Raw genomic sequence first — 15,918 nt, 5'->3', positions numbered from 1 at the left:
CGGCGCGATCGACGAGCTGTACCGCAGCCTGGCCGCTAACGATCCCAAGGCGGCGTAACCGCTCCGGGGGCGCTCATGAACCACTGGAACAAGTCAAAGATCAATTGAGGCACTCGCCCTGAAATTCGATCTTGGAATTCCAGATTGCGAGACTCTGACCCTTAGGTGACCTTCACAACACGCTGCCCCCATATGGATCACGGTTACCTGCTTGTACGATTAGGGAAGACCAGGGTGCGACGGTTGACCGCCGCCCACCCCCACAGGCTCCTGGCTACTAGCGCCTCGCGTGGAAGTAAGCGGGACGAGGCTGACAGTAATCACCTCAGTGGCATCAATGGAGCAACCATGCGTTGGCGTAGGGACTTTTTGCGACGCGCCCTCGCGAGGGAACACGAGGGGCTATTCGCTTGGCGTAGAGACCCCTCGCGGCGCGCCCTCGTGAAGGAATGCGAAAGGCTACTCGCCGATCTCCCCATCCCCTCCCCTTTCAGCGTTGAGGCGCTGGTACGAAACATGGAGGAAGCACTAGGGCGTCAGATTCGACTTATACCGATGGACGATCGGGATGGCGGCCTAGGTACGGCATGCGGCCTTCGAGTCAAGGCGCCGGGCTTCACGCTGATCCTTTACCGCCGCCGCTCAAGTCGCAATCAGACCGTACACATCATCCTTCACGAGCTCTCGCACGAATGGCTGGACCACGGCACATCCTTGACGGATGAGCAGGTCAAGAAGTACGTCCCTAAGCGGATTCGCGAGGAAGTGCTCCGCCGTTTCCCTGGAGCGCTGGTCCAGGGTCGCGTCGATTTCGACAGCCTCGAGGAAAAGCAGGCCGAGCTTTCGGCCTCTTTGATAAAGCGGTTGGGGCGGAGGCTGTCGGTCACGGGAGATGACATGGTCAGTCTTCTTGAGCATTCGCTCGCCCACCCGGTCGCCCCACCACGACGTCGCCCTAACCGCTAGTAAGTTTCCGGCTCCGCCAGCTCCAGGAACTTCACACGACCACACCATCCACCTGCCGGAAACAAGGACGAGAAGAGCCGACTTGGTCGGTGCGAGACTCGACCGCATACCCCCCTGGTTCCGTGTTCGACTACTTCAAATACCTGACTGCGGCAGTGATGACCATCATCGCCGTGTGGCGTTTCCCCGCGGTGCGATACGGAGACGCTCACCGACGAGCCCTCTGGGGTGGCTACGCGGGATTCGCTGTAGCGCTATGGCTTTACACGCCGGCGGCGATGGATGCTGTGGATCGCATCCCGGTCGTGGACCTCAGCGCCCTGCTCCGGCACTTCGCCAGCACGGCGGCAATCATCGCCGCTCTGACGTACGTCGCTACCAGCTACGGGAAGAGCGCAGAGGCAGTGGTGCCGCGGCACGTGGCCGTCTCCCGCTGGATAGCCCGGGCCTCCTACAGGGCGGGAGCGGTGGGCGTCACACTGCTGACGGTCCTCTTCTTCACCGTCGTGGAGCGCGAAAAGCCGAGCGAGAACTTCCTGATCGATCACGCTGGGCAATGGGGCACAGCGGTCTACATGACCGTGTTCTATTTCTTCCCTCTCGTCACGACGGCTGTTTGCGGCTATCAGTGGACGAGAGCAGCACGGCAGGCCGAGTGCACCAGCATGCGAATCGGACTGAGCTTGATGGGCGTAGCCATGTGGATGGGGCTGACCCACACGACGGCCCGCATCACGATGCTCTGGGCTGATGTCGCGTTCCCGCTGAGCCCTTCCACAATGCGACTGCTCGTCGACGCGACGTCAATGTGGATGAACCTTCTCTTCCTGATCGTCGCCATCGGGGCGAGTATTCCGACAACCCGCGCGGCGGTGGCACGTTGGAAAACTTGGCGCACCCTGTACAAGATCTATCCGCTTTGGTTTGACCTGGTGCAGGCATTTCCGGGGACCAGCCTCTACCCTCCAGGTCGCCGACTCTCAGAACTCAGACACGTCCGGGTTCCCATCGAAGTCCGCCTGGACCGGTGGACGCAGGATATTGCTGACGCGTGCGAGAGGCTGCGCTACTACGCACCGCGCGATTTGATGTTCGCCGCAGAGGATGTCACTGCCTCACATCCAGACCCCGAGCTGGCAGCAGAGGCTTACTGGATCAAGGCCGCCCTGCAGGCCGCCGAGTCGACGCCGGCAAACACGTACGCGGCTGCCGCCCTGAGTGAAAAGCCGTTCGTCGACACCGACGGCGAGGCGGCGTGGTTGGCGCGAGTCAGCACGGCCTATTCACACGTCACCCCGGAACAAGCACAAGATCTTCTCCGGAGGTCGATCGCGGCTGAAGCGGATCCGCGCCCATAAGCCACTTCCACGGGCGCACGCACTACTCGCCGTGGGTGACGCGCGGCCATGGGGGGGGTACAAATTCCCGTCCTGGCGGGTGAGATTTCGCACCCGCGCCCCCGTGAACACGACTGGTACCGTGGTTGATGGGGACTGGATGGCTCTTCCTCCACCCCGCAAATGCACTCCGGCCTGCGACGCACTCCTCCTCCCGTCGCCACACGTAGCCGGGCCGCGACCCTATCCGGTCCGGATGGGCGTCCGAAATCTCAGCAAACCTGGAGTTCTCGCATGTCCAACCGCCCCAAGGGCCTCATCCTCGATTTCGGAGGCGTTCTCACCACCCCGCTGCTGCCCGCAGTGCTGGCTTTCGAGCGGCGCGAGGGCCTGCCGCAGGGCGCCTGCCTCGCAGCGCTCTACAAGGACGACGAAGGCGTCCGGATCACCAGTGACCTGGAGCGTGGAGCGGTCTCTCAGACCGAGTGGAATGAGTTCGCCGGCAAGATGCTCGGCGTCTCCCCCGAGAACCTCATGGGCCGGATTTTCGGAGACCTCCGCCCCGAGCCTCTGCTGATCGACGCGGCTGCTGCAGCGAGGCGGGCAGGGATCAAGGTGAGCATCCTGTCGAACAGCGTGGGGCTCGCCCCGTGGGACCTGTACGACGGCTACGAGCTTGACCGACTCTACGACGTCGTCGTGATCTCCGAGCACCATCTGCTGCGCAAGCCCGACCCCGAGCTGTTCGAGATCACCCTCAAGCTCATGGACCTGCCCGCCGACGAGTGCGTCTTCGTAGACGACACGGTCGCCTACACCGAGGCAGCAGAGAAACTGGGCATTACGGGCGTGCACAACGAGGACCCCAAGCAGACGGTGGCCGCCCTTTCCGAGCTGTTCGGCGTGAACCTCGCCGCGGCCTGATCCACCAGCCTGCCTGGCATAGCCTGAAACGCGAAGGACTCTGGCCCCCTGCAGGGGGCCAGAGTCCTTCGCGTTTCAGAGCACCTCGGTCTCCAGCTCGCGAGACCCAGTCGCAAGGGGCCCTACGCCCCGTTCGGGGCCTCTGGCAGCTTGTGCCGCAGTTCTCCGACCACCTCGTTGATCTTGGCCATCATCTCGACGGACAGGCCCTCTCCGTTGCCGCGGGCGGCCAGGCCCAGGATCTGCCCTCGGCTGATCGAGCCGAGAAACACCAGCGACTCCAGAATCTGGCGCTCATCGCGGCCGAGCTCTGCATCGTCCTGGAAGAGGCGAAGAGGGACCTGGAGGGCGTGGGCAAGGCCGGCGCGCACAGCGTCGGAAGCCTCGGTCGTCGCACCCGCGCGAAGGCCGACGATGCCGTCGGTTGTGACAGCCGTCCCGGCGTACTCGTTGACCCGTCGCGCGATCTCCTCGTCGGAGGGCGCTTCCTGTCCAAAGTAGCCGTGCCGCACGAGATAGTTGATCTTTTCCCCCACCGTCCGCGGCGCGGCCGGGCCGTTGTGCGAGCTCTCCGGACGCAGCCCGAAACTCACCTCCTGGGCCGCGAGCAGCTCCTCCTCGGTCACGCCGTATGCCTGCGCGAGCGGCTGCACGTACGCATCATTCAGCCTGCGCCGGCCGCTCTCGGCGTTGCTCACCGGAACTCGGCTCGCGCTGATGACCTCAGCGGCCTGCGCGATGCTGAGGCCAGCGTCGCAGCGAAGCAGCTGAAGGTCCGCCGGACCGTCATTAGGGAAGAGATCGTCAAGCTGCTCGCCGACAGCCTTGGCAAGCGCAGGGAGCTTCTCGCCCTTGGGGAATTCCTGGTTGTCCTCCCACCGCGAGACAGCCGGCCCCTTGACGCCTACAGCCGCGCCCACATCCTTCTGGCTGAGCTCTTTAGCCCGCCGGGCAGCACGGAGGCGTCTGCCGTCGAACTGACGAGGGGGCACGTGAACTCCTGCAGGGTCGCGATACGGCCGGTGGGTGCGGCCTCTGGGCCTACTGTAAGCCAGGCTTGATGCATCTGGGAAACTGGCGTAAGTTTCCGTATCGCACCTGGTGGCCGGGCCTCGCCCTTTCATGGTGCCAGCCCCCGGGGAGGACCCTCCATGCATGTTGCTTCTGCGTCGCCGTGTGCGCAACGCGCCATCGGCACCGATACGAAGTCGTTGCCGAAGGCGGGGGCGCCGATCCGGCGCTCCATGGACGCCAGCCGGTTGGCGGGGCCTCACGGGAACTTGTACGAGGTTGTAGAGCTATGTCTAGACCTTTCGGCAACGTCCTCGTATGTTCGTCGTCGCTCGCCGGGCAGCCCGCCCGGCCCAGGGGGGAACGGAGGGGGACCTGATGAACAGCGGCAGCCACAGCACCGGATAGACGGCAGAAACAGCGACGGCGCCTGAGAGAGGCAACTCTCAGACGCCGGACGCTCACGATGCTCCCGCCCAGGCAAGGGCGGAGATCACCTTCATCCGCACCGATCCTTCTCACGGGACCGCCGGTGCGGCTTCACTGCACAGGAGATTGTCGCATGTCTGCTGCCCAGCGCAAAAGACCAAGTCCCTCGGCCCACGAGGCAACGGCCCCCACTCGCAACCCCGCCCGCGGGGGTGCTGCCTGATGGCCCGCATCCGCACCATCAAGCCCGAGGCGTTCGAGTCCGAGGACCTCGCCGCGGTCGGTGTCACCGCGATGGTCACCTTCTTCGGCCTGCTCACCCAGGCGGACGACTCCGGCCGCTTCCGCGACCACCCCGCGATCATCGCGGGACGGCTCTGGGCCCTGCGCGCCGACCACACACCGGCGAACGTGGCCATCGACCTTGAGCAGCTCGCCGAGGCCGGCCTGATCTGCCGCTACACCGGCTGTGACGGGCACTCCTACCTCCATGTGGTGACGTGGGAGAAGCACCAGAAGATCGACCGACCCTCCGCCTCGCGACGCCCGCGGTGCCCGGCTCACCAGGGCCATCAGAAGTGCGGCGCCTGCACGAAGGACGCCTGCCCGACGGCCGGGCCCACCCACAGCTCGCTCACCACCCTCCCGCGCACTTCTCCGCAACCTCGTCGAATGCTCGATACGCAGGATTCCGCCACGCCCACGCCGCTCACGGCCATCTCGGAGGAGGCCGTGAGCGGCGGGCAGGTGCGGGTGAGCAACAGCGGGCAGCCTGCCCGGGCCGACTCGGCACCGTCCGACGAACCCGCAGGTCAGGAGGGATTCGTGAACGATTCGGCGAAGCCTCGCGAGGGTGAAGCGGCTGGATCTAGGATCCTGGATCCTGGATCCTTCCCCAAGGGGGGCGAGGCCCCCGCACCGCAGACCAGCCCGGCGGGCACCTCGGCCAAGGCCCTGGTGGCCGAGTATGTGCGGGAGTCCGCACACAAGCCTCCGAGGGACGTCGTGGGGCTGGTCGGTCGCCAGGTGAAGCTCCTGCTGGACGAGGGCTTCGACCCGGAGGTCATCCGGAGCGCCCTGAAGCGGCTGCGCCTCAAGGGCCTGCACGGGAGCGTGCTGCCGAGCCTGGTCAACGAGGCACTGAACGCCGCACGGTCTCCGGCCGCAGTCGGCGCCTCCGGCGCGGGGCCCTGGGCCACCGCCAGCCACCTGCCCTACCTCGACCCCACGTCCGAGCCGACCGGATTCGGAGGCCGACTGTGACCCGCTACCGCCTCGACGACCCACAGCCGCCGGTGCCTGAGCGCCTGCGAGCCCGCCTGGAGGCCAAGCTCTCCGAGCGCGGGATCAACCCCGCCGCAGAGCTGCCGGACACCCCGGAGTCGATCCCGGCCCTGGAGGCCGCCCAGCTGCGCATCCCGGTCGCCTACCGCGAAGCCCTGGTGGAGCACCCCGATGTCGCAGCCTGGGCGCGGAAGGTCTCCGACGGTGCGGTCGCCCCGTCCGCCAGCGGACTGAACCCGCAGTTCGGCACTGCCGGACGCCGACGGATCATGCACGGGCCGTCGCTGCTGCTCTGGGGGAACGTCGGAACCGGCAAGACGCACCAGGCGTACGCCGCGATCCGGGCCCTGACCGCCTCCGGGTGCGGGGTTTCCTGGCACGCGACGACCGCCGCCGACCTGTACGGCGATACCCGCCCGCAGGCTGGCGTGGACCTGGAGCACCAGCTCCGCCGGATCGTCCGGGTGCCGCTGCTGCTCCTGGACGACGTCGGCGCGGCGAAGACCTCGGCGTGGACCGAGGAGGTCCTCTTCCGGCTGGTGAACTGGCGCTGCCAGAACCAGCTGCCGACGATCTTCACCACGAACCTGCCGCCGGTCCGCGACCTGGCCGACTCGCCCAGCCAGCCGGTCCTGCGTGACCTGGTCGGCGACCGCGTGCTGAGCCGTATGTCCGGCATGTGCACCCCGGTCCGCTTCACCGGCCCCGACCGCCGCTTCCGGCGCTGACACGCGCCTCCTCTCCTCGGCCCGCCGCCGCAGCCGGGCCCATCCCTCCGCCTCACCCCTGCCCCTCCGCCGCCACGCGGCGTCGAGGGAGGCCGAGGCGCACCCGAAAGACACCCTGATGCGCTACATCACCACCAACACCGGTCCGCAGCCGACCATCCGCTCGATCGCCGACCACAGCTGGCACTCCCGCGCCGCCTGCTACGGGATCAACCCCAAGGAAGCCGACCGGCTGTTCTTCCACGGCCCCCGCAACTTCCGCGACCGCCAGCAGGCCAAGCAGATCTGCGCGGCCTGCCCTGTGCAGCGGGACTGCCTCAACTTTTCGCTGGAGAACAAGGTCGAGCACGGCATGTGGGGCGGCCTGACCCTCAAGGAACGCGCCGCGTGGCGCAAGAAGCTGGACAACCGCCTCGACTACGCCCGGGTGCGCGCCGCGATCAACGGGCGGGATGTCCACCTCAGCAGTGTGGAGCGCAAGGCGGTCGTTCGGTATGCCTGCGCCCGGGGCTGGAGCACGACCCGCCTGGCCCACGTCCTGGGCGTCACGGTCGAGTGGGCCCGCGACGTGATGAGCGAGGAAGCCCGCGCCATCGAGGACCGCGACCGGCACAACGTGCACGCTGACCCCGCCCCGGCCGCCGACGCCCAGGGAGACGAGTCGAGCGCGGCGGAACCGCCCCTGACCAGCGTCCAGGACGCGGACAGCCCCGACACCGGTCGCCCCAGCGACGAAGTGGTCCCGGTGGACCGGCACGTCCACGCCCCCGTCATCCTCGACACCTTCCGAAAGGCAGCATGACTCACCCTCACGACCCGGTCAGCCGCCCCGCGCAGAGGGCGGCTGAGCGGTACGTCCTGATCGCCGCAGGCGCCGTCATCCTGGCCCTGACGATCGCATCCTTCTGGCTGTCCTACGCTCACCTGGCCGAAGTCGCCGGCCAGCACGGACTGGGCAACGCCCGTGCTCGGCAGTGGGCGTGGCCGGGGACGGTGGATGCCTTCATCGTGACCGGCGAGCTGCTCATGCTGCGGGCAGGGCTGAGACGGGTCACGGACTGGTGGGCCATCGGCCTCACGGTCACCGGGTCTGTGGGCTCCATCGCCCTTAATGTGGCCGGCGTCCGCGGTGGCAGCGAGGGGGCGATCCCGGTGCTCGACTACATCGTCGCCGCTGTCCCGCCGACCGCTGCCCTACTGGCCTTCGGAGTCCTCATGCGGCAGATCCACCAACTCGTCGCGCCGCCGGACAGCGGTAATGGCGGGGCGGCCTCGGAGACCGGGACCGACGTCGAGACCGGGACCGACACCGGGACCGACGTCGAGACCGGGACCGGGGCGGGGACCGACTCCGGGACCGCAGCCGGGACGGGCACCGCGACCGACACCGGGACCGACTCCGGGACGGGGACCGGGACCCACTCCGCGACCGCGACCGGGACGGGGACCGGGACCGACTCCGACACCGGGACTGGGACCGGGACCGGGGACGGGACGGGAGCCGACACCGAGGCCAAGACCGGGACCGACGCCGAGACCGCGACCGCGACCGCGACAGGGGACGGGACCGCGACCGACACCGACTCCGGGACGGGGACCGGGACCGGGGACGGGGACGGGACGGGAGCCGAGGCCAAGACCGGGACGGGGACCGACTCCGACACCGGGGACGGGACCGGGACCGACGCCGAGAGCGGGGACGGGACCGGGGACGGGACCGGGACCGACACCGGGACGGGGGGCGGCCAGGGGGCGTCACCGGGACCAGGAGGGCGACGCCCCAAGCTGACCGACGACGAGATCGTCGACCTGATCCGGCCCCACGTCCCGGACGCCCTGGCGCGGGACGGCAATGAAGCGGTCACCCGCGTACAGCTCCGGGGAATCATGCGCGAACACGCGATCCCGATCCGAAACGAGCGGCTGACCCCGATTCTGGCCCGCCTGAGGACACCACAGCCCGCCGCTGCTAGGAGCACCCGATGAATACATGCCCGAAGTTCGCCCGCATCCGGGCCAAGTACGAGCAGGAGACCACCTACCTGCTCAACCACGCTGCTCGCTCGACCACCAGGGGCAGCGCGGGGCTGGCCAAGAGCAGCAAGCACCGAATGGCACGGGACCTGTCCGGGCACGTCGCCCGGTGCCTCGAATGCGGGTAGTCCCGCGCCGGCAGGACTGCCAATGACCCCCACCGCTCCGGATTCTGTCCGGAGCGGTCCCGCTTCCTCCCTGACTCAAGAACGCAGAGATCATGCCGGACTCGCAGGAACCGCCCCTCCCCTCGGCCAGCCAGCCGAGGACCAACTCATCACCAGACGAAGCAAGTTATCGGCCAAGACACTCTTCCCCGTCGGGGAAGCGCGTCTTGGCCATGCCCGCCCCGCAGGGGGCGGGGGTGGTCCAGCACCGGGGGGTGCTGGACCACGGGGCGGCGACCGAGGGCGGATCGCAGCCGGAGAAGCTCGAGCCTCGCCGCAAGCGCCGTGCCACGAAGACCACTTCGCGCAAGCGCTCACCCAAGACCACCCCTGACAAGCGCGCCTACGTATGCAGCGTCCGTCTCAACGACATCGAGAAGCAGCAGCTCGCCGACGCCGCCGCTGCCGCTCGTACGAGCCTTCCCGCCTTCCTCGCCCGTGCCGGCCTCGCCGCCGCCCGCAATCCGGAGTTTGCCGCCGCGTCGATCGCAGGCGAGCGCGAGCTGATCGCGGAAGTCTTCGCGGCCCGCCGGCACCTCGGGCAGGTCGGCAACAACGTCAACCAGATAGCAAGGGCCATCAACCTGGGCGACCGCCCGGCGGACGCTCAGCTCGACGCGGTGCTCAACGCCGTCCGCCGGGCGACCGAGCGCGTCCAGGCCGCCACCGACAAGCTCCTCGAAAGCCGCTAGGAACATGGTCCCGAAGATCCACAAGCGCGGGAAGCGCACCATCGGCCTGCTCTACTACCTGTACGGACCGGGCAAGGCCGAGGAACACGTCGACCCGCACCTCGTGGCCTCCTGGGACCACGCCGCTCCTGACCCCGGCCGCGACGGCGAGTCCACGTACAAGGAACTCCAGCAGCTCCTCGACCAGCCCCTCGCCCTCCTCACCGACGCCCAGAGGGCACGACCGCACGTGTGGCACCTGTCCGTCCGCAACGGCCCCACCGACCGGATCCTTTCCGACGCGGAGTGGGGCGACATCGCCCGGCGCATGGTCGCCGCCGCAGGCATCGACGACCCCGACCAGGGCGCGGGCTGCCGCTGGGTCGCCGTCCGGCACGCCGACGACCACATCCACATCCTCGCCACCCTCGCCCGCGAGGACGGCTACCGGCCCGACCTCGACCGCGACGCCGTCCGCGTCCAGGCCGAGGCCCGCCTCCTGGAACAGGAACTCGGGCTGCGCCGACTCAAGCCAGGTGACGGCACGGCCGCCCAGCGTCCCACCAGCGCCGAGCGGCACAAGGCCGTGCGCCAGGGCCGCGAGCGTACTGCCCGCGAGGAGCTGCGCGAGACCGTACGCCGAGCCGTGGCCGGCGCGGTCAGCGAGGACGAGTTCTTCGGCCGCCTTGCCGCCGCCGGCCTCCTGGTGAAGACACGCGTGGCCCCTTCCGGTGACCTCCTGGGCTACAAGGTCGCGCTGCCCGACGACCGCAACAAGGACGGTGAGCCCGTGTACTACCCCGGCGCCCGCCTCGCTCCCGACCTCTCCCTGCCCCGCATCCGTGAGCGCTGGTCCGCGGACACCGCCGCCCAGGACGGAGGCTCGGTCCAGCCGCTGCGTCCGGTTCCTGCTGCCCCTGCCACGGCCCGGCGGGACACGGCGACCGTCGCCTGGCAGGCCGTCCTGGTTGTCGAGCATGGCGAGGACGGCCTCGCCGCCGCGCACATCGCCGCGGCCGGCGAAGTCCTCGACGCCCTCGCGAAGACGTCCGCCGCACACACGCGGCGCGAACTGCACGAAGCGGCCTCAGCGTTCGAGCGTGCTTCCCGCTCACACATCCGCACCGTACGAGGCCACGACCGCGCCCTGCGTCAGGCCGCCCGCGATCTCGTTCGCGGCGGGCCGGCCCTCGGACGCGGCGAAGACGGCGCGAGTACGGCCATGGCGATCGACATGCTGTTCTTCCTGGTCACCGCTGCTGCACACTGGCACTCAAGGAAGGGCCACGCGCAGCAGGCCGACGCCGCCCAGCAGGCCGCCGAGCACCTTCGCGCCGCCTACCGCGCCGCCGCTGGCCACCCGCTCGCCGTGCTCCATCAGCGAGGCCGACGCCTCTCCCGTCCCCTGCTCCTGCGGCAGACCGCCGTCCTGCGCGAGGCGGTCCCCCACCTCGCCGAGCACATCCTCACCGAGGAGGGCTGGTACGCCCTGGCGGCCACGCTCGCCGAGGCCGAGGCCGCGGGCCATGACCCCGGTGCCCTGCTCGCCGACGCTGCCGGCCGCCGCGAGCTGGGCACAGCCGAGTCGGTCAGCGATGTCCTCGTCTGGCGCCTGCGCCGCACTGCGGGGCTCCCCGCCGACGCGACCGGCATGCCAGGCGCTGCCCGGCTGGGCAAGACGCCGTTCAAAGGAACGGCTCAGGACAGGGAACAGCGCGACCGTCGGCGCCGGTAGATGGTCAGCCCTCCACCACGGCGAGCAGCAGGCAAGGCCCGCCGTGGTGGACATGACATTGGCATATCCAGAGTTGAAGCAGCCTGGCGCTGCGCGGCACTATCGCCGTCCGACGAACGCCGTAGGAGGGGGAGACATGTTCGGACGCAGGCGTGTGAGTCGTCAGCAGCGAGGAGCGTGGAAGTGGGCGGAGGACGTGAGCACGACGCACGTCGACCCCCCACTCAACGCACCTGCTGTAGTGCGCCAGGAGGTGGAGGGGCTCCTGATGACGCACCCCCACCCCTTGGTCGTCGACGGTGACGTGCGGGCCTGCGGGACGTGCGGGTCCTACCGCGGCTGGGTCGTGATCAGCATCCGCGACGAGGTGTGGCTGCGCTGCCCCGCCGGCCACGAGCAGCACGAACCCGGCCTCGACACCGCCTGGTACGACCGGCACAGCGGGCCGGTCACCCAGCGGCACGACACCTACGACGACGGCCTGCGGGACCTCGGCCACTAACCCACCCCCGTACGATCCCGCCGGAGGAGAGCCCGCTTCGGGCCCGGCGCCGTCAGACCCCCGACCACCGAAGGACCCACCGTGCACCGTCGTGCCTCCGCTGCTCTGTCCCTCACCGCCCTCGTCACCCTCGCCGTTACGGGCTGCGGGAACGACAGCTCCACATCCGCTCCCTCCGATGCAGCACCGGCCGCCACAGCGAAGCCGACTCACACCACGGAACCTGCCGCAGGCCCGCTCACCTCGGCGGCTCTCACTGCGCGGCTGCTCGAGGAATCCGACCTCGGCCAGGGCTACACGCGCCAGGCGAAGTCCGGCAACAGCGAACGTGACGATGTCACCGTGATCGGCTGCCCGGCGCTGGAGAAGCTCGGCGGCAACGGCGCCGCCGGCGGAGAGCTGGACTTCCCCAACAGCGCGGAGGTCACGTTCTCCTACGCACGTGGCTCGGGCTCCGAGGTGGCCGAGGAGCTCTACAGCGACACCGTCGACAAGCTGGGCCCGAACACCAGGACCGTGTTCGAGGCCATGACGGGATGCCCGCTGTACCAGGTCGTCGTGGGCGACGCCCCGATCGCCGTCGCGACCCAGAAACTGCCCGCTCCCGCTCTCGGCGACGAAGCCTGGAGCCAGCTGCTCACCTTCACCGCGGGCGGGCGCGACACCGTGATGAAGCAGACCGCCGTGCGCTCCGGTTCCGTCCTCGTCGTCCTGTCCGGGTCCCCCGCCCTGGTCGATACGCATCTGACCCGTGCGGTCGACAAGGCTCGAGGCTGACCGAGCCGAAACGATGACGGCCCCTCGGCTCCGCATTCGGAGCCCAGGGGCCGTCATCGTTTCCGTCGGGGATCTCAGCCGCAGGTGTGGCGACGGCGCTCGCCGTCAGTGATCACCTTCGCCGTGGCGGTGTGAGTCCACCCGCACGCGCAGACAGCGCGCCATCGAGCACGACCAGTGCACTGCGGTGTGCGGGGCACGCCGCTCGTGGACACCAGGTGTCGCGTCGGCCCGGTGGTCGGGCAGAGGGTGCCGTCCGGGTGGTGGGCGGTGAGACGAGGAAGACGACGTGGCACGAGAGCCTCCTTGGGGATGCGCGATCGGCGTCGCGGGGCCCGGTCAGGTTGCCGGGGTGGTGAAGAGTCGGCCGGCGGCGCTCTCCGGTGGGTTGCGGCGCCACACCGGGGCGGGCGAGGCGAGCGATGTCGCGAAGGCCGCGACGAGGTCGTGCGGGGCGCTGGCGCTGAAGACCGCAGTCCACTGGTACGGATCGCCGATCACCGGCTCGGCCCACGCCTGCCAGCCGGGCAGACCAGGGCGCGGGTCGCCATCGCGAACCAGTTCCGGCAGTTCGGCCCAGGCGAAGCCCGCGGACATGCCGGGGTCCCAGGCCCGGGTGTCGGGGGTGTCGATGTCCCGGGCCCAGCCTTGCGCACACAGCGCGTCGAGGACGCGCTCACGGCCGTCGTAGTTGACGGCCGGGTCGGTGCGCGCCTCGACGGCGAGGAGGAAGTCGGCGATGGCTTCGGGAGGTGTACCGGTGGTGAAACAGGCGGTCCACTCCATCACGGCACTGGCCGGGTGCTGACGGGCCGAGACGTGCCAGGCGACCTGAAGGTCGCCGAGGAGGAAGTCATGAGAGCCGCGCACCCACTCGGCCCCGGCGAGTCCGCGAGGACTGAGGTGCAGCAGGGTGGAGCGGGCCGTCGTCCAGGTCGACCAGCCGGCGTCCACGAGAGGAACGGCCACACGGTCGGCGAGTTCGTCGTCGTCTCCGGCCAGGTGGCGCGGTCGCACCCAGTAGGCCGGGCGGGAGGAGCGGAAGGGGTGGTTCGGGTTCAGGGGCGCCTCCAGGCGATGGGGGGTGGGGCTACTGCGCGGCGATGACGGTGCGCGAGCGGCGGAGGGCTTCGGTCGGCTCGTGCCAGCCAGCGGCGACGGTGACCTCTGGCGGGACGGGGCCCTGCTGATCCCCGTTCTCCGTCAGGTAGACCGTCGTACGGCCGAGCGCGTCCTGTACGGCGATCACGTCGGCGATGCCGTGGCGGAACGGGAAGAGGGGGTTGATGGCGAGGCAGACCGGGGTGTCGGGGTCGACCGCGGACAGCCGGTCGATGAGGTCCTGAGCGGTGAGGGTGGAGGACAACAGCAGCTCCTGGAGAATCGAGCGGAACAGGGTCCCTAGGTCAGCAAGGGGCAGCGGGGGCGGACGTGGCCAGCACGCTGCGGACTGCGGCGGCGACAACGGCGGCGGGGGTCTCCTTGCGGAAGGAGACGCAGTAGCCAGGCACATCTGCGGTGCCGGTGACGGCGAGCTTCCAGCCCTCTCCGTCGGTGCCGGGCCGGCCGTCGGGAAACCAGCCGAGGTAGAGCCGCCCGTCCCGGGAGTTGATGTGGACATCGGCGCGGTCGTCGACGACGACCTTGAAGTCGGCGTCGGTGAACAGGTCGATGACGTCCACCGGCTGCCCTGGGCCGAGCAGCCACGTCCGCAGCCTCAGGTCGGCGACAGTGGTGGAGAAACCTGGCCTCGCGGCATCGACGGTCATGGGCATACACCTCTCTGACCTGGACATTTTCGGGAAGGGGTCCACGTTGACATCCCTTCACCGCTGTCCACCAGTCCTTCCCCGCTTCTTCCTGTCTGCCTGGGGCGAACTCTCGGATTGGGCCCTTGGACGCGTCCCGACGCGACAGGACGGGCCGTGGGTCAGGGCGCCGGACTCTCGTCCTGGGCGGTTCTCCAAGAGGTGCCAAGTTCTGCGAGCCGCTGTCGCATTGCTCCCCGCTGCTCCTCCAGTTGCGTGGAGACCGGCGAGAGCAGGTAGACGTTGCCTTGGTGGAGACGGAAGCCGATGCGCTCCCAGCCCCGGGCGATCTTGTCGTTCACCCGGTCCCACTCCGTTTGATCTCTCAGACGGTCGCTGCTGAAGTCGGTGACGCCCGGCGAGCACGCGATGCCACGGCAGCCGGCCATGAGCCGGTGGATCGCTTCGATGGCGAGGATGGCGCCGAGTCCGTACCCGCGCCACGGCTCGTCCAGGGTCACCTTGTCCATGACGAGCAGCGAGGAGCCCACGCACGAGAGCTGACCGCTGGCGTCCTCGGTGAAGTTCCCCGTGTCCGGATCCAGCAGGGCCTGGGCGATCTCGTCGAGTTCGTCGGATTCCTGCTCCATGACCCGGAACGCGTTCAGGCCCCGATCGAGGTTCACCCGGTAGAAGGTGATCGACCCCGCCGTCGTCTCCTCGTGCAGGACGGCCACGTCCCACCGCTCCATGGTGTCGGCCTGCGGGCTGTCGGTGAGTTCGTCGGTGTAGCAGAGACGCAGACTCAGCTCGGAGGGATCGCCGGGGAGCAGGGACAGTGCTTTCACCGCTGCAGCCTAGCGAGACGCTCGGGCAGACGGCGCGGCAGTCGAGGCGGGGTTCCGCTTACCGACTGGATTCTCGCCGCGCGAGGTCTCGGAGTCAGGGTTGCTCCAGCAGCTCTGCGCTGATCCGGTCCCAACTCGGCTTAGGGCCGTCGACCGGGCGTACGACTGTGAGCAGGCGACCGTCGAGGAAGGCATCGAGTCGGTCTCCCGTCAAGGAGGCCAGTCGGTCGCGCTGTGCGCGGCGGTCCACCTCGACCCGCTCGCCAAGGACTCCCAGTAGTACCTCGTAACGCGCCGGTCCAAGGACGTCTCCGCGGATCCACTGCCCTCGGACGGGAACGCCGGCGAGCGTGCCGAGCTGGGTCTCCTCACGCTCGAAAGCCCGGTTCATCGCGGCCTCGGCGGCCGGCCCCACCCTTCGGATGGCCTCCTTGGTCGCGGCCTGCCCGCCGACCCCAGGAAGCGTCACGACAAGGTCCTCGGCAAGGGGCGGTTCCATCACCCGGCGACGGTCGGGCGGCGGAACTCGGAAGTGCCAAGGCTTGGTGGATCCGGGCACCTCGATCCACCCGGTCTTGAGGCCCGACAAAGCGGCGGAGCCATCCGGAAGGAAGATGTCGACGTAGACGCCGCCTTCACCGAGCCACACCCAGCTCATGAAGTAGGCGTGATCTTGGAACTTGGCAGACCAGCGGGCCAGCGTCTCCAGGCGCTCCTTCTGTTCCTTAGAACTCCTAACGAAATGATCTTCGAGGTG

17 protein-coding genes and 1 pseudogene are annotated in these 15,918 nt (G+C 69.0%); 12 read left to right on the top strand and 6 right to left on the bottom strand.

Going from position 1 to position 15,918, the window contains the following annotated elements; translation table 11 throughout:
* The first annotated feature begins 555 nt into the window (after positions 1 to 555).
* From OG392_RS28155 to OG392_RS28145, 3 genes are all read left to right on the top strand, one after another.
* Positions 556 to 966, top strand: a complete 411-nt coding sequence (locus OG392_RS28155) for a hypothetical protein (protein ID WP_329283949.1) — start codon at positions 556 to 558, stop codon at positions 964 to 966.
* 122 nt (positions 967 to 1,088) lie between these two features.
* Positions 1,089 to 2,324: an MAB_1171c family putative transporter gene (locus OG392_RS28150; RefSeq protein ID WP_329283948.1), complete on the top strand. Its 1,236-nt coding sequence runs from the start codon at positions 1,089 to 1,091 to the stop codon at positions 2,322 to 2,324.
* Between the two features lie 273 nt (positions 2,325 to 2,597).
* Positions 2,598 to 3,227 (top strand): HAD-IA family hydrolase, encoded by a 630-nt coding sequence (locus OG392_RS28145; RefSeq protein ID WP_329283946.1) that lies wholly within the window; start codon positions 2,598 to 2,600, stop codon positions 3,225 to 3,227.
* A 122-nt stretch (positions 3,228 to 3,349) separates the two neighbouring features.
* Here the strand turns inward: OG392_RS28145 and OG392_RS28140 are convergent, their stop codons facing one another.
* Positions 3,350 to 4,219, bottom strand: coding sequence for a helix-turn-helix transcriptional regulator (locus OG392_RS28140; RefSeq protein WP_329283945.1), 870 nt, complete (start codon positions 4,217 to 4,219; stop codon positions 3,350 to 3,352).
* Between the two features lie 670 nt (positions 4,220 to 4,889).
* Between OG392_RS28140 and OG392_RS28135 the strand changes: the two genes are divergently transcribed.
* From OG392_RS28135 to OG392_RS28095, 9 genes and pseudogenes are all read left to right on the top strand, one after another.
* Positions 4,890 to 5,930 (top strand): hypothetical protein, encoded by a 1,041-nt coding sequence (locus OG392_RS28135; RefSeq protein ID WP_329283944.1) that lies wholly within the window; start codon positions 4,890 to 4,892, stop codon positions 5,928 to 5,930.
* Complete coding sequence (locus tag OG392_RS28130) at positions 5,927 to 6,679, top strand: ATP-binding protein (protein WP_329283943.1); 753 nt, start codon at positions 5,927 to 5,929, stop codon at positions 6,677 to 6,679. Before OG392_RS28135 ends, OG392_RS28130 begins: the two co-directional genes overlap by 4 nt.
* 118 nt (positions 6,680 to 6,797) lie before the next feature.
* Complete coding sequence (locus tag OG392_RS28125; RefSeq protein ID WP_329283942.1) at positions 6,798 to 7,481, top strand: WhiB family transcriptional regulator; 684 nt, start codon at positions 6,798 to 6,800, stop codon at positions 7,479 to 7,481.
* A pseudogene (locus OG392_RS28120) lies at positions 7,478 to 7,925 on the top strand (DUF2637 domain-containing protein); the annotation flags it as partial. The gene OG392_RS28125 and the pseudogene OG392_RS28120, both read left to right, overlap by 4 nt.
* Positions 7,926 to 8,661: 736 nt before the next feature.
* Positions 8,662 to 8,841, top strand: a complete 180-nt coding sequence (locus OG392_RS28115; RefSeq protein WP_041662999.1) for a hypothetical protein — start codon at positions 8,662 to 8,664, stop codon at positions 8,839 to 8,841.
* 212 nt (positions 8,842 to 9,053) lie between these two features.
* Positions 9,054 to 9,572 carry a plasmid mobilization relaxosome protein MobC gene (gene mobC / locus OG392_RS28110; RefSeq protein WP_329287498.1) on the top strand — a complete coding sequence of 173 codons (519 nt, stop codon included), beginning with the start codon at positions 9,054 to 9,056 and terminating at the stop codon, positions 9,570 to 9,572.
* 4 nt (positions 9,573 to 9,576) lie between these two features.
* The gene (locus tag OG392_RS28105) at positions 9,577 to 11,286 is read left to right on the top strand and encodes a mobilization protein (protein ID WP_329283940.1); all 1,710 of its coding nucleotides are present in this window, start codon (positions 9,577 to 9,579) and stop codon (positions 11,284 to 11,286) included.
* A 268-nt stretch (positions 11,287 to 11,554) separates the two neighbouring features.
* On the top strand, positions 11,555 to 11,788 hold the full coding sequence (locus tag OG392_RS28100; RefSeq protein WP_329283939.1) for a hypothetical protein: 234 nt from the start codon (positions 11,555 to 11,557) through the stop codon (positions 11,786 to 11,788).
* Between the two features lie 81 nt (positions 11,789 to 11,869).
* Positions 11,870 to 12,565: a hypothetical protein gene (locus OG392_RS28095; RefSeq protein ID WP_329283938.1), complete on the top strand. Its 696-nt coding sequence runs from the start codon at positions 11,870 to 11,872 to the stop codon at positions 12,563 to 12,565.
* 339 nt (positions 12,566 to 12,904) lie between these two features.
* Here OG392_RS28095 and OG392_RS28090 read toward each other — a convergent pair whose 3' ends face one another.
* The 5 genes from OG392_RS28090 to OG392_RS28070 all read right to left on the bottom strand — a co-directional run bounded on the left by OG392_RS28090 (position 12,905) and on the right by OG392_RS28070 (position 15,819).
* Complete coding sequence (locus tag OG392_RS28090) at positions 12,905 to 13,582, bottom strand: DUF317 domain-containing protein (protein WP_329283937.1); 678 nt, start codon at positions 13,580 to 13,582, stop codon at positions 12,905 to 12,907.
* Positions 13,583 to 13,655: 73 nt separating this feature from the next.
* Positions 13,656 to 13,931, bottom strand: coding sequence for a hypothetical protein (locus OG392_RS28085; protein WP_329283936.1), 276 nt, complete (start codon positions 13,929 to 13,931; stop codon positions 13,656 to 13,658).
* 40 nt (positions 13,932 to 13,971) lie between these two features.
* A complete protein-coding gene (locus OG392_RS28080; RefSeq protein ID WP_329283935.1) occupies positions 13,972 to 14,334 on the bottom strand; it encodes a DUF317 domain-containing protein in 363 nt (120 codons plus the stop codon).
* 161 nt (positions 14,335 to 14,495) lie between these two features.
* Complete coding sequence (locus OG392_RS28075; RefSeq protein ID WP_329283934.1) at positions 14,496 to 15,161, bottom strand: hypothetical protein; 666 nt, start codon at positions 15,159 to 15,161, stop codon at positions 14,496 to 14,498.
* 94 nt (positions 15,162 to 15,255) lie between these two features.
* Complete coding sequence (locus tag OG392_RS28070; protein WP_329283933.1) at positions 15,256 to 15,819, bottom strand: hypothetical protein; 564 nt, start codon at positions 15,817 to 15,819, stop codon at positions 15,256 to 15,258.
* Positions 15,820 to 15,918 lie beyond the last annotated feature (99 nt).

Origin of the sequence: Streptomyces sp. NBC_00691 (genome assembly GCF_036226665.1) — a bacterium.
Taxonomy (GTDB): domain Bacteria; phylum Actinomycetota; class Actinomycetes; order Streptomycetales; family Streptomycetaceae; genus Streptomyces.
The sequence above is the reverse complement of the archived record's forward strand: the minus strand, read 5'-3'. Positions and strand labels throughout refer to the sequence as shown.

What these genes read in the sequence shown, in the direction of transcription:
- OG392_RS28155 (WP_329283949.1), top strand. Translation starts at nt 556, where the DNA reads ATGGACGATCGGGATGGCGGCCTAGGTACGGCATGCGGCCTTCGAGTC.
- OG392_RS28145 (WP_329283946.1), top strand. Translation starts at nt 2,598, where the DNA reads ATGTCCAACCGCCCCAAGGGCCTCATCCTCGATTTCGGAGGCGTTCTC.
- OG392_RS28135 (WP_329283944.1), top strand. Translation starts at nt 4,890, where the DNA reads ATGGCCCGCATCCGCACCATCAAGCCCGAGGCGTTCGAGTCCGAGGAC.
- OG392_RS28125 (WP_329283942.1), top strand. Translation starts at nt 6,798, where the DNA reads ATGCGCTACATCACCACCAACACCGGTCCGCAGCCGACCATCCGCTCG.
- OG392_RS28115 (WP_041662999.1), top strand. Translation starts at nt 8,662, where the DNA reads ATGAATACATGCCCGAAGTTCGCCCGCATCCGGGCCAAGTACGAGCAG.
- mobC (WP_329287498.1), top strand. Translation starts at nt 9,054, where the DNA reads ATGCCCGCCCCGCAGGGGGCGGGGGTGGTCCAGCACCGGGGGGTGCTG.
- OG392_RS28105 (WP_329283940.1), top strand. Translation starts at nt 9,577, where the DNA reads ATGGTCCCGAAGATCCACAAGCGCGGGAAGCGCACCATCGGCCTGCTC.
- OG392_RS28100 (WP_329283939.1), top strand. Translation starts at nt 11,555, where the DNA reads ATGACGCACCCCCACCCCTTGGTCGTCGACGGTGACGTGCGGGCCTGC.
- OG392_RS28080 (WP_329283935.1), bottom strand. Translation starts at nt 14,334, where the DNA reads ATGACCGTCGATGCCGCGAGGCCAGGTTTCTCCACCACTGTCGCCGAC.
- OG392_RS28070 (WP_329283933.1), bottom strand. Translation starts at nt 15,819, where the DNA reads ATGAGCTGGGTGTGGCTCGGTGAAGGCGGCGTCTACGTCGACATCTTC.